Consider the following 12156-nt stretch of genomic DNA (forward strand, 5'->3'; position numbering starts at 1 on the left):
GGCCGTCACCAGTCCTTGTACGGAATGCCGTTGAGGCCAACGCGCGTGGACGTCGACGACACATCATAGACATCGGCACTGCCCGCCTGGCTGCCGTCTGGCGCCTTGCCGTAGGCGCGGACATTCCACGTACTCTCTGGTGGCACATCGACATCGCCCACATAGAACGGATCGCGCGGCACCCGCCGCAGAAACTGCAACAGCCCGCCCTTCGGGTCCTTGGCATCGACGACGCCAGTAGCCAGCACGTCGAGCGTTGGCGGATAGCCGGACATATCTGCCTTCTTCTCGATGGAGCCGAAGTCGCTGGCCTCCTTGTACGCATCCAGCGCCGTTCGGATCTCCCGCAGGGCAACGCGGAGTTCCTGCTCCTTCTGGCGCTGCACAATCAGCTCGGAGAACGGCAACACCGCCAGCGCCACGATGCCCACCAGCGCCAGGGTCACCACCAGCTCGATCAGCGTGAAGCCGCGCCCCCCGCATCCCGCCGGCGGGCCGCGACGCGCAATGCAGAGAGATCCGGGCCTGGCATTCATGGTTCAGGGGCTGCCGCCCGGGATCGAGTACAGCGGGTTGTCGCTGGGAATGTCCGTCGGCTGCCGGGGCATTGGCGCGGGCGGCGTCGGTGGAATCAGCTCCACCTGCACCGGACCACGTGGCGCTGGCGGCGGCGCCGTGTTTTCGGCCGAGCCGTCGGCGTTGCCAGACGCCGGCATGGGTGGTGGTGGCGCCGGTTCGGCTGCCCCGGCAGGTGCTGCTTGCCCCTGCGGCACCGCAGGCGTGCCGGAGAACCGACCGTTATAGGGAGCCGGTGGCGGCGTGGTCCGCATCGGCGGCGGAGGCTGCCCGAATGCGCTCTTTGGCGCTGTTGCAGCGCTGCCGCTTGCGGCCGGTGGCGGCCCCATGGTTCCGCCACCTACCTGTCCAGGCTTGACCGGCGTATAGGGCAGCGCAGGCGCGCCGGTTGCCGACGATGCGACAGGACGGCTCGGGTCCAGCCGCAATTGTTCGGTGCGGACATTGGTATCGGTGCCAGACCAGAGCTCGCGCGTGTCGCTATCCATCGTCAGTTGCGGGCGCACGATATGCGGTGTGATCTGCAGCACGATCTCGGTCTTGACGTGGTCGCCATTGTGGTCGGAGAACAGCCTCCCAACCACCGGCAACTGCCCCAGCCCGGGCACCTTGTCGGCAGATGTCCGATCCTGATCCGAGATCAGCCCGCCGAGTATCTGCGTTTCGCCGTCCCGCAGTCGCAGGCTCGTGGACGCGCTGCGCGTGCCAATCTGGTAGGCCAGCGAACTCAGGCCCGTCTGCGCGTTGCCGCTCTGGATCGTCTTGGTGATATTGCTGACCTCCAGGGCCAGCTTGATGCCCACGTCGTTGTCGCGATACACCTGGGGCTCCACTTCCAGCTTGATGCCGACGTCCAGATACTGGATCGTCTGCGTGAACGACGGTCCGCTCGTGCTGGGCGTGCTGGAACTGGAGATCACCGGCACCTTGTCGCCAATCAGGATCCTTGCCTTCTCCTTGTTTCGCGTACGAATCCGCGGGCTGGCGAGCAGATTGGCATCGGTATCGGTCAGCTTGAAGTTGGCTGTCGCCGACAACGGACTCACTTCAAGCTCGTTGGCGGTCAGGTGGTGCAGCACGCCCCATGTCGTCGCGGAGGCTGGTGTGGCCATCGTGAACGAGTTTGGCCATGCGATGCCAAGATCGGTCAGGCGCTCGCGCGACACCTCCAGAACCTGGACTTCGAGCATGACTTCCGGCTCCGGCAGGTCCTGGGCGGCGATCATCTGCTCCGCCACGCGAATCGTGTCTGGCGTGCCGCGAATGGTCACGGTGTTCGCGCGTTCATCGACCACGACTTCCTTGATCTTCAGCAGGCTCTTCAGCAGCGACTGGATCTGCTTGGAGTCGACATTCGACAGCTGGAATGTGCGGACCTTGAGCTCCTGATACTCCTGCTGCTTGGCGGGCGTGGCTGGGTAGATGAACAGCGTATTGGCGTTCAGCACCTTCTTGTCGAGCTGGCTTTGCAGCAGGATCAGATCCACCGCGTCCTCAATAGCCGCATTGGTCACGAATATCGTCGTCTTGAGATCGGCACGCACATCCCGGTCGAAGATGACATTGAGACCGGAGGTACGGGACAGTGCCTCGAACACCATGCGGATGTTGGCATCGCGGAACTGCAAGGTCACCGGCGTGCGCATGATCGATCCCGCCGCGCGCTGCTCCTCACGCGCGAGCCGCAGCAGACGGCGTTGCTCCTCGATACGCTGGGCCAGTTGTCTACCGGCAATGCTGTTCGGGTTCTCGGCAAGCACGTAGCGGACGCGCTCCGCTGCAATATCGTAGGAGCCACGATCGAACATGCGCTCCGCTTCCTGCAGGATGGCCGCGTCGCGCCAGTCACGCTGCAGCGCCGCGCCAAGAATGCGCGCGCGCTCGTTGGTGGGGTCCAGCTGGTTCGCCGCGCCAAGCAGCGGAACGGCGTCCTGGTACTGGCCCGCCGCGCGTAGTCGCTCCGCCTCCTCGAGCAGTGCATTGACCTGTCTGTCCCGCTCGCGCAGCGCGCCGACGATCTGCCCTGCATTGGTGCTCGGGTCCGGCGGGAATCGCTGGTACATGGGCGAGCAACCGGCAAGGCAGGTCCCCAACAGGATGACGCTGATGCAAATGGGCTGCGCCTTACATCTCGCCCGGATCAGCCTGGGCCCACGTGAGGTATGCATTTATTTCCCCTCGCTCTGGGTGGGCAGGACCTGCTTCATATTGAGCGGCAGGTAGGTAAACGTGATGCTCTCGGTCGCAATCGCGTCGATGCGGTACTGCCCGTCGATCACGTCACCGCGAGAGACAATCAACAGGCGGTCGCCGTTGCCCAGGAAGATCTGCGGCTTGGGCGTATTGCCATCCAGCGCGCCAAGGAAGCTGAACGGCAGGGGCGGTGGCGTTGGCGGTGGCTCGACGACCGGTTCCGGAGGCGGCGGTGGGGGCGGCGGCGGCAACCACGATGACGCCGTGAAGGGATCGTGCCCCGGCTCGGCGGACATCGGCTTGCGCAGCTTCTCCAGCTGTTCGCGTGGCGCGGCATGGGTCTGCGTCTGGGCCATGGCGGCGCTGGCGGGTGGGTGCTTCGCCGCGGAATGATGCGCGTGACTGGCCGCTGCGGCATCACTGGAGGCGCCGTGCCGGGTCATCGTGCCCCAGGAAGGGCCGGTATTGATCGCTGCAAGTGCCGGGTTGGTGCGCGGATCGGGCATCACCGACCAGGAAACGACGGCGGCCAACACGAAGCCAGTCGTACCGATCAGGATCTTTCGGGCGAGATCGTGCGTCATGGCCGCTCCGTCCGATAGATCAAGGCAAAGCGGATTCGCGCCTCGATCTGATTGCCGTCCACGGCCGGCCGCTCGACGTGAATCTCCTGCAAGGCCGCGTTAGGCACACTGTTCAGCACCGACGCGATAAAACGGCGAATCGCGCCGTACTGATCCTTGACCGGCAGCGTGACCTGATAGCGCACGAAGCGCGCGCCCGACTCGGCACTGAACTGGTACTGCGCCGAGCCGAGTGTCAGGTGGCTCTCCCGCGCCTGGGCAAAGATGACAGTCAGGTCTTCGCCGCTGCCGGAGAAGGTCGAGAATAGTTCGGGGAATTTGTCCGGCGCGCTGATATCGGCTTTTGCCTGCGCCGCCTCGGCGGCACGAATTCCTGCCACCTTGCGGGCCTGCCATGTCTGCGCATGAAGTGCCTTGGTGTCCGCCATCAAGCCGGGCACCATTGACCAGACCACAATCGCCGCCGCCAGAACGGCGATGCCAAGCAGCCCGGGGGCCCCCAGTGTCTGCCAGAGCGCGAAACGGATCGTCAGCAGGCGATCGCGTACCTGGGCGACTGTCATGGCTTTCTCCAGACAGCGGCAACCTGAAACCGTATTGGCGTGCCAGGCACATTGGTTTCCACCAGATGCGCATTCAGGACCGCCTCGCGCAACAGCGCGCTACTCTGCAAGTACTTGAGATAGGCGATCATCGCATCGGCGTCCTTGGCTTCCGCGACGATCCGAATCTGCCCCTGCGCCGGATTCTGGTCGATGCCGATCAGCGCCACATCGTGCTCGGGATAGTTCTCGACAATCGACAACAGGTCCTGCCAGGGAACCGTCAGCTCCCGCAGGATCGCCTGAGACTGCTTCTCGGCCAGCTTCGCGGCTGGCGTGGAGGCAACAGCGACGGTGTGCTTCGCCGGGCTGGCGCGGCGTATGACGGTTTCGAGATCGGTTCGCGCGATCTCGTTGCTCTCGCCCGCCCGCCAAAGCTCCCACACCCCCGACCCAAGCAGGATGCCGGACACAAGCAACAGTACGATGCCGGCCGGTGGCGGCCGCCAGCGTGCCGCGCAGAAGTCGATGTCCAGGCGCGGCTTCATGATGCAAGCCCCATCAGGCCCAACGCCGGCGAGGCATACGTGACATCCGTCCCCGACATCCGATGCACCTTGGCGAAGCAGCGCTCGAACGGTGCCGTGTCCACCGCATTGCCGCTGAGAAAGACTGCGCAGGTGCTCGCACTCTCGTCCGCCCATCTCTCGAACATCGTGCGGGCCTGATCGGCGAGCCGCGTATCGCTAGCCGTCTCGCCGGGAAACAATCGCTGCGCGTCATAGGCAACCCAGTGGCTGCCATCGGTTATGGCCACCTGCAGCAGATCGTCCGCTACCACGACGATCATGCCCGGAAGATCCGGCATATCGCGCTGGGTCCGATCGAGCAGCCGGGGCAGCCTGGGAGACAGGCACGTCACCTTGATGCCGGCTTCGGCACAGGTTTCCTGGATGCCCGTCAGCAACGATCTCGGCATTGCGCTGGCAAAGACAGCGTCACCGCCCGCTTGCACTGAGATGGCGATCGCCAGACTCACACCCTCAAGGCCGAACGCATCCGAGAAGTACGCGCGCGCAACCTCCTCCACATCCCGCTTGCGCATACTGCGGAAGTCGCCACGCAGCACCCCATGATTCACCCAGAAGTCGTCCAGTACGATCGCTGCATGGTGTCTGCGCCCCGCCACAGGCAGGTTGGACGGGGAATGCACCTCGGCAAGTGCCATGCGCAGGGTATCGAGCGTGCCCTCCTCGTTATACCAGCGGTCGGACGGCGTCTCGACGCTGCGGTGCGAAACGATAGCCAGCGGCGCCGTGAGGCCGCCCAGCGACAGCGCCTTGACTTCGCGTCGCTGCAACAGCGTCCACAGACGCTCGGCCCTGGACTGGCACAGGCCGACCGCGACATCGCACGTGCCAATGCCGATGGCAAGACGGTTACTCGGAGATCGTGACACGATTGATCTCCTCGAGTGTCGTATCCCCGGCCGCCGCCATCTCGATCGCGGCCTTGCGCAGCGTCTGCATACCTTGCCGCAGTGCCACGCTCTTGATGCGCGCGAGCGGCGCGCGCTCCGAGAGCAGCGCCCGGAGTTCGTCGTTCATCCGCAGCGCTTCCGCAATCGCGCGCCGGCCACGATAGCCACTGCCACGACAGGCCGCGCAACCCAGTCCGCGCCGGAAGCGGAACCCGTCCGCCATGTCCGGGTCGATGCCAGATCGTGCCAGCAAGTCCCGATCACCGGCTTCCTCGACCACGCAGCCATCGCAACACTTACGCACCAGCCGTTGGGCGACCACGCCATTCAGCGCCGAGACGAAGCTGTATGGATCCACCCCCATGTTCGTGAAGCGACCGATCACGTCGAACACGTTGTTCGCGTGGACGGTCGTGAACACCTGGTGCCCGGTCAGCGCCGCCTGCACCGCGATCTGCGCGGTCTCCGCATCGCGGATCTCGCCCACCATGATCTTGTCCGGGTCATGGCGCAGGATGGAGCGCAGGCCACGCGCGAAGGTCAGGCCCTTGGCCTCGTTGACCGGGATCTGCAGGATGTCCCCGAGCTGGTACTCGACCGGGTCCTCGATGGTCACGATCTTGTCCAGGCCATCGTTTATCTCTGTCAGGATGGCGTACAGCGTCGTGGTCTTGCCGCTACCGGTTGGACCGGTCACCAGCAACATGCCGTACGGCATTGACGCCACGGACCGCATGAAACCCGTATCGGCCGCCTGAAAACCCAGTGTTTCGAGCGTCAGGCCGTGCGCGGACTGCGATAGCTGATAGCGGTCCAGAATGCGCAGGACGGCGTCCTCCCCGAACAGGTTCGGCATGATCGACACGCGGAAGTCGATCTCCCGCCCGGCATACTGCGCCTTGAAGCGGCCATCCTGCGGCACGCGCCGCTCGGCGATATCGAGTTCCGAGATGACCTTGACACGCGACAGCACCTGATCGGCGGGTGCGCGTCCGTCGACCCTGCCCACCACCGTCAGCACGCCGTCGATGCGGCACTTGATCACCAGACCATTAGCGCGACATTCCAGATGGATATCGCTGGCCTGCATCTTCAAGGCGTCATAGATGGTCGAATTGAGCAACCTGACGACCGAGCTGTCGTCATTGCTGATGCCCTGCAGACTCAGCGCCAGCGCGGACGATTCCGCCGCGCGGTGCTCCAGCTCCTCGAAGGCAACGGTATCCAGCGCGTGGACGTCTTTTTCACGCGCCGCGAGGTAGGCCGTTACATCGCCGACGGTCGCCAGGCGCCATTCGTAACGCACGTGCGGCCGGGCACGCATCCGCTGGTCAACCCGCCCGCGCGACTGCGCATCGAGCGGGTCCGCGATCACGAACACCAGATCGTCCCCGGACCGGAAGCATACGCACAGGCGTGCCACGGCCTCGACGAATGGAATGATCTCGAAGTCGGGCTCCATCTCCTGCAGGTCGCGAATGCCGATAGGCTCCATCCGGAAGGCGCTTGCCAGCTCCGCAAGGCTCTCATCCGCACCCACGCCGCTCTGGGACATGTACGCTTCCAGCGCACGGGTGCCCGATCCGTAGGACGCCGCAAGTTCGCGCAGCGTTGCGCGGAGGGTGGTCCCCCCATGCTGCTCCGGATGCGTGCCGATCGGGTCCATGATGGTCTACTGAACGCTGGAGGCGAGTTCGAAGATCGGCATGTACATCAGCACGACAATGCCGCCGATCACGACGCCGATGAAGATCATCATCACCGGCTCGATCAACCGCGATATCAGGTCGATGGCGCGCGAGACATGCGACTCCTGGAATCCGGCAATCTTGTCCAGCACCGGGCCGAGGCCACCGGTCTTCTCCGCGACGGTCAGCAAACGGGAGGTGATGGCATTGGCCAATCCACACTGCTGGAAGGCCTCCGAAATCTTCCTGCCGCTGCGTACCGCGTGCAGTGCCGTGCTCAGCGCGGCGCGATCGGATTGGCTCACGAGCCCTTGCGACAGCTCGAAGGCGTGTACGGCGGGGATCCCTCCTTCCACCAGCATCGCCGAGGTTCGGAAAAATTGCGATTGGCGATAGATGCGGAAATGCGGCCCGATGCCAGGCAGCGCAAGCAGCCGATCGGCCAGCAGATCGCGTATGGACTGACGCTGTAGCGCAACGATGCCGGCCAGAAGCAGCATGCCGAATGCCAATGCGATGGCGGAGCCGTGCCGGTGCACCGCGCCGCCCCACATCATCAACCAGCGCGACATCAACGGCAGTTCGCGGCCGCTGTGCTCGAGCAGCGCGGCGAACCGTGGCACCACGAACGCCAGCAGGAACAGGACCACCGCCATCCCCACCACCAGCAGAACCGACGGATAGATGGCAGCCGAGACCACGCGGGCGCGCAACGCCTGCAGGGTGGCACTGTTGCGTGAGTAGCGGCGCAGGCTGTCTGCGAGACCACCGGTCTGTTCACTTGCCTTGACGCAGGCGATCAGCACATCGGGAAACACGTTCGACGCGTTCACCATGGCCGCGGATAGCGAATGGCCTTCCTCAAGTTGCCGGAGCAGATTCCCGTAGACACGTGCCGACGCCTCCCTGCGGTCGTTGCCGCCCAGCGTGCGCAAGGCGTCAATCACGCCAACGCCGGCATCGAGCAGTGCGGCAAGCTCCCGCGCGAACAGTTCCACATCGAACCGCACACCCGGCAGCACGCGCCATCCGCGGATACTGTTCGTGGTCCTGACGGTGGACCGGACGGATGCCACGCGCAGGCCTCGCGATTACGCCTGCGTCACCACATTGGCAGCGGACTCGCCGTCCAGGTAGATGGTCTTGACCCGGCCACCGCTGTCGAACACGCACAACATGTAGGTCACCGTCGTTCTCCACGTCAGGCCGGCGGGCCGGCCCTTCACGCTTTCACCACGAAGTAATGTCTGAGTTCTCTCCCGTCCCTCCAGGCTGTCCGTCCTTGCCAAACGACATGAGGTCGTAGTCGCCATGCTCCCCCGGCGACCTGTACTGATAGGGCCGATCCCATGGATCCAGCGGCACACGCTTCTGCAGATAGGGGCCATTCCAGCGCGGCGCGTTCTGGGGCCGGGTGACCAGCGCGTCGAGACGTTCCTCGGTAGTGGGGTATGCCCCCACGTCGAGACGATATGCGTCCAGCGCCTTGCTCAACGAGTCGACCTGCGCTTTGGCCACGTTGGTGTTCGACTTGCCGATCTGTTCGAAGTAGCGTGGCGCCACCAGTCCGGCCAGCAAGCCGATGATGACCATGACGACTAGCAGCTCAAGCAACGTGAACCCTGGCGGGCATCCCCCCGCCAGCCGATATGGGCGATGATCCGGGAAGCGGCGCGTTACCCATCGCCATCGGCGCTGCGCCAGCCGCTTCCGTTGCGTGTCGATACGCATGGCAAATCCCTTCCTCCTGGTGGAGAGCTGCGATCCAACCTGGGGCCTTAGTGACATTCTTGGATACAGGGCGGGTGCCAAGTAGTAGGGAGGTCCGCCTTTAGGCATGGGTAGAGACCCTCCTTCTTCCTCCGACGGGTCGCTTTCATGGCATTGCATTTTTCACGCGCCTAGAATGATCACAAACGATACAAGGCACGCATCGGGAGTGCTGGCCCGTCGCAGTCGGGAACACAGGCCCGCGTGGTCCGGGCCACCATGGCGCGCCCTTCATCGGAACGTGGGAATCGCGCGAATCTGTATCGGAGGGCCAATGGAAGACAAGCCATCCCATGGAGCCGAGCCCCTGAAGTTGCGTGACGTCACGGATGCGATGCGCCGGATGAGCGCAGCCATTGAAACGGGTCACCGGTGCTTTCGTGCCATTACCGACGGACGCGGCACCGCGCTCGCCGTTCTGGCGCCTGACGGGCACTTCGTATCCGTCAACCATGGCGCCGCCAGATTGCTCGGTTATACCGGCGCGGAGTTGATCGGCCGGTCACTGGCCGACATGGCAGACGACGGCGATCGCGCATGGATCGTGGATTGCCTTGCCGCGAGCATCTCGTGCACCCTCCGCTCGTTCAATGTCGTGCTGCATGGCCGTGACAATCGCGAAGCCAGTGTCCTGCTGCATTTTCAGCCGGTGATGGACGGCAGGGGCAACTGCAGCGCGGTGCTTGTCATCTTCGAGGAGCCGGTCGTGCTGCAGCAGGGGCTGGTGGATGCCCTGATGCGGTCTGAAGCGGATTTCCGGCGTCTGTACACGCACCTGCTGACCGGTCAGGAACACGAGCGCAAGCGCCTGTCTTCAGAGCTTCACGACGGCCTTGGGCAGGCGCTGACGCTGGTCAAGCTGATGGTGGAGGATGCGCTTGGGCGGATGCGCCATGGCAGCGCCGAGCAGGCGGAGTCGCTGCTCGAAACCACGCTGCTACGCATCAGGGAAACCATCGGCGAGGTCCGGCACATCTGCAATGACCTGCGCCCACGGCTGCTGGACGATCTGGGCCTGGTGCCGGCGCTGGAGGCGCTGTGCAAGCAGACGCAGCAATGCACCGGCAATCTGCTGGTGGTCTTCGACTGTCGCATCGTTGAAAACGAGGTGCCCGACAACCTCAAGGCGGACATTTTCCGGATTGCCCAGGAGGCGATCAACAACATCATCAAGCACGCGCTGGCCACGGAGATCAACATCGTCCTGCGCCGCGCCGCGAAGGACATACTGCTGACGATTCAGGACAATGGCATCGGCTTCGACGATCTATCCGGCTCACCCGACGGCCCGACCTTCTCCGGCCTTGGTCTTCTGGGCATGCGCGAGCGGGTCGAATCGAATGGAGGGAGCTTTGCGCTGACATCAGGCGAAGGTAGCGGAACCCTGGTCAGCGCTGCATGGAGGGTCTGATCGGGCACTCCCTCCCGCTACCCTGTCAATCGTCGCGCAGTCATGGGGAAGCCTCCCCATCCGAGCCGGCGGCGCGCCCCTCGTCCAGCATCTGCCGGCGTACTGCGGGAAGTGGTACGGCGTCCAGCCCGTCATGGTTCGTGACGGATGGATGATTGTCGTCGCAATACTTCCGCGCCAACGATGTGATCAGCCCCATGCTGATGGCGATCAGCACCAGTTCCGTCAGGTTGGTGATGCCGAGCTTGCGCATCAGACTCGCCCGATACTTTTCGATCGTCTTAGGGCTGAGATTCATGTAGATGCCGACTTGCCGGTTCGAGCGCCCTTCAGCCACCAGCTTGAGAACGCTGCGCTCCCGTGCCGTCAGCAGGTCCCATCCGGTCTTGGCCGTCGACATTTCATGGCCGCTGACGTAGGACTCCACAAGATTGCCGTAGAGCTCCGGGCTCAGATGTTTCTTGCCCAGCAGGACGACGCGCATCGCCGTCACCAGATCATCGAAGGAGGTGTCTTTCAGTACATAGCCATCGACGCCCGCCCGCAATGCCTCGCGCACATATTCGTCGTTCTGGTGCACCGAAAGCGCAATGATGCGAATACCAGGAGATCGGCGCTTGATTGCTGCAATGGCATCGATACCGTTCATGCCGGGAAGCGAAAGATCCATCAATATCAGATCCGGGCACAGCGAGATTGCCAATTGGCAGGCCTCCCGGCCATCTCTTGCCTCCCCCGCCACGTGATATCCCATTTGCGCGGACAGCATCGAACGCAAACCCGCGCGCAGAAGATTATGGTCTTCCACGATCAGCACACTGCAGTTGTTATTCATTTGCGCCTCCCACTTCGAACTACGCAGAAGTGCGAGCGGCATCCACATTGAAAATCGTGCCTGACGCGACACGCATTTCAACGCGGGGGCAGCATGAATCAGCCTGTCAGGTGGTGATACTGCCTGGGACAGATAGGGCCCGCGGAGGCCCGCCCGACAATGCTTGAGGCAGTCACGAGCCGCGCTGGAATCCCTTGCTGGCTCACAGGATTCCGCGCTGTCCAGGTGCCCGGCACGCATCACACAGGACGCGGCCTCCCCTGAATTCAGGGGTGCATTGCGTGCTTCGACTTCTGTCCGCTTTAGGCAGCGGCGCCCTCCCGGTCCGGCTTTCCATGTCTTGGTCATGGTGACGCCGCGCGTTCTCCTTCCCTGCGTCAAGATTAGGAGAGAAACACCAGAAAAGATACCGATCTGAGGAATGAATAATGCATTTTTCATTAGACATTCAGTGTTATTTTGAATGTCTGGATAAAATACATTAATGGAAAATTAAGAAGTGAGGAAAACCACTTAATTATAAGTCGATTGTGGATATATCAATGATTATAAGGCGATATATACCACGATATATGTCGCGCAGCTTGCAGCACTCTGGTATCGGATCCGCCTAACAGCCAAGCTGACCACGCTGATTCACGATGGCCTGGCGGTTGGCCTTGAGTTGCGCCATGTTGTCCCAGGCGTTGCCCTGACGCATGGCGAGGTCGTTCTGGCGCAGCTGATTGAACAGCATGGTGCAACTGGAGCGGCGGTTGTTCTCCGCGGCGATCGTCATCTGCTGTTCACGGGCGCTGGTCTGCTGCAACTGCCTGGCTTCGACGTCGTGGCGACGGAGGTAGGCTTCCTCCTGCTGCCGCGTGACCGCCGTCTTGCCGATGATCGAGAGCGTGCCCCCTGGCTCGCCGGTATTGCGGTAGCCGGTCGGACACGTCACGCCATCGTCGAGATAGAGAACCTTGTGGTCTGGGCCATCGCACCGGGTCGCCGCGAACGCGGTCATCGCATTCGTGGCGCAAAGCAGGACAGCCAGCAGGACAGCGTTCCGTGCATTCATGGTGAATTGGCCTCGTTGAT

General features: G+C 63.3%; 11 protein-coding genes and 1 pseudogene. 1 reads left to right on the forward strand and 11 read right to left on the reverse strand.

Annotated elements, in window-relative coordinates; all coding sequences use genetic code 11:
- Positions 1 to 5 precede the first annotated feature (5 nt).
- The 9 genes and pseudogenes from RN01_RS07660 to gspG all read right to left on the reverse strand — a co-directional run bounded on the left by RN01_RS07660 (position 6) and on the right by gspG (position 8794).
- Positions 6 to 536, reverse strand: a complete 531-nt coding sequence (locus tag RN01_RS07660; protein WP_017515689.1) for a type II secretion system protein — start codon at positions 534 to 536, stop codon at positions 6 to 8.
- Positions 537 to 539: 3 nt separating this feature from the next.
- Positions 540 to 2744, reverse strand: coding sequence for a type IV pilus secretin PilQ (locus tag RN01_RS07665; RefSeq protein ID WP_029699896.1), 2205 nt, complete (start codon positions 2742 to 2744; stop codon positions 540 to 542).
- A complete protein-coding gene (locus RN01_RS07670) occupies positions 2745 to 3353 on the reverse strand; it encodes a hypothetical protein (protein WP_017512324.1) in 609 nt (202 codons plus the stop codon).
- Positions 3350 to 3916 carry a hypothetical protein gene (locus RN01_RS07675; RefSeq protein ID WP_017512325.1) on the reverse strand — a complete coding sequence of 189 codons (567 nt, stop codon included), beginning with the start codon at positions 3914 to 3916 and terminating at the stop codon, positions 3350 to 3352. The genes RN01_RS07670 and RN01_RS07675 overlap by 4 nt, the downstream gene beginning before the upstream one ends.
- Positions 3913 to 4443, reverse strand: coding sequence for a hypothetical protein (locus RN01_RS07680; protein ID WP_017512326.1), 531 nt, complete (start codon positions 4441 to 4443; stop codon positions 3913 to 3915). Before RN01_RS07680 ends, RN01_RS07675 begins: the two co-directional genes overlap by 4 nt.
- Complete coding sequence (locus RN01_RS07685) at positions 4440 to 5354, reverse strand: hypothetical protein (RefSeq protein WP_017512327.1); 915 nt, start codon at positions 5352 to 5354, stop codon at positions 4440 to 4442. Before RN01_RS07685 ends, RN01_RS07680 begins: the two co-directional genes overlap by 4 nt.
- Positions 5335 to 7041 carry a GspE/PulE family protein gene (locus tag RN01_RS07690; RefSeq protein ID WP_017512328.1) on the reverse strand — a complete coding sequence of 569 codons (1707 nt, stop codon included), beginning with the start codon at positions 7039 to 7041 and terminating at the stop codon, positions 5335 to 5337. Before RN01_RS07690 ends, RN01_RS07685 begins: the two co-directional genes overlap by 20 nt.
- Before the next feature lie 6 nt (positions 7042 to 7047).
- Positions 7048 to 8250, reverse strand: a pseudogene (locus RN01_RS07695) (type II secretion system F family protein).
- 43 nt (positions 8251 to 8293) lie between these two features.
- Positions 8294 to 8794 (reverse strand): type II secretion system major pseudopilin GspG, encoded by a 501-nt coding sequence (gspG, locus tag RN01_RS07700; RefSeq protein WP_024569386.1) that lies wholly within the window; start codon positions 8792 to 8794, stop codon positions 8294 to 8296.
- Positions 8795 to 9002: 208 nt separating this feature from the next.
- Here gspG and RN01_RS07705 point away from each other — a divergent pair, with 208 nt between their 5' ends.
- Positions 9003 to 10244, forward strand: a complete 1242-nt coding sequence (locus RN01_RS07705) for a histidine kinase (RefSeq protein WP_227874116.1) — start codon at positions 9003 to 9005, stop codon at positions 10242 to 10244.
- A 40-nt stretch (positions 10245 to 10284) separates the two neighbouring features.
- Here RN01_RS07705 and RN01_RS07710 read toward each other — a convergent pair whose 3' ends face one another.
- Entirely contained in the window at positions 10285 to 11079 is a 795-nt protein-coding gene (locus RN01_RS07710; RefSeq protein ID WP_011519148.1) for a response regulator transcription factor, read from the reverse strand.
- A gap of 610 nt (positions 11080 to 11689) precedes the next feature.
- Positions 11690 to 12136 carry a hypothetical protein gene (locus RN01_RS07715; RefSeq protein WP_017512330.1) on the reverse strand — a complete coding sequence of 149 codons (447 nt, stop codon included), beginning with the start codon at positions 12134 to 12136 and terminating at the stop codon, positions 11690 to 11692.
- Between the last annotated feature and the right edge of the window lie 20 nt (positions 12137 to 12156).

Origin of the sequence: Cupriavidus sp. SHE (genome assembly GCF_000812445.1) — a bacterium.
GTDB lineage: Bacteria > Pseudomonadota > Gammaproteobacteria > Burkholderiales > Burkholderiaceae > Cupriavidus > Cupriavidus metallidurans.

What these genes read in the sequence shown, in the direction of transcription:
- RN01_RS07660 (WP_017515689.1), bottom strand. Translation starts at nt 536, where the DNA reads ATGAATGCCAGGCCCGGATCTCTCTGCATTGCGCGTCGCGGCCCGCCG.
- RN01_RS07665 (WP_029699896.1), bottom strand. Translation starts at nt 2,744, where the DNA reads ATGCATACCTCACGTGGGCCCAGGCTGATCCGGGCGAGATGTAAGGCG.
- RN01_RS07670 (WP_017512324.1), bottom strand. Translation starts at nt 3,353, where the DNA reads ATGACGCACGATCTCGCCCGAAAGATCCTGATCGGTACGACTGGCTTC.
- RN01_RS07675 (WP_017512325.1), bottom strand. Translation starts at nt 3,916, where the DNA reads ATGACAGTCGCCCAGGTACGCGATCGCCTGCTGACGATCCGTTTCGCG.
- RN01_RS07680 (WP_017512326.1), bottom strand. Translation starts at nt 4,443, where the DNA reads ATGAAGCCGCGCCTGGACATCGACTTCTGCGCGGCACGCTGGCGGCCG.
- RN01_RS07690 (WP_017512328.1), bottom strand. Translation starts at nt 7,041, where the DNA reads ATGGACCCGATCGGCACGCATCCGGAGCAGCATGGGGGGACCACCCTC.
- gspG (WP_024569386.1), bottom strand. Translation starts at nt 8,794, where the DNA reads ATGCGTATCGACACGCAACGGAAGCGGCTGGCGCAGCGCCGATGGCGA.
- RN01_RS07710 (WP_011519148.1), bottom strand. Translation starts at nt 11,079, where the DNA reads ATGAATAACAACTGCAGTGTGCTGATCGTGGAAGACCATAATCTTCTG.
- RN01_RS07715 (WP_017512330.1), bottom strand. Translation starts at nt 12,136, where the DNA reads ATGAATGCACGGAACGCTGTCCTGCTGGCTGTCCTGCTTTGCGCCACG.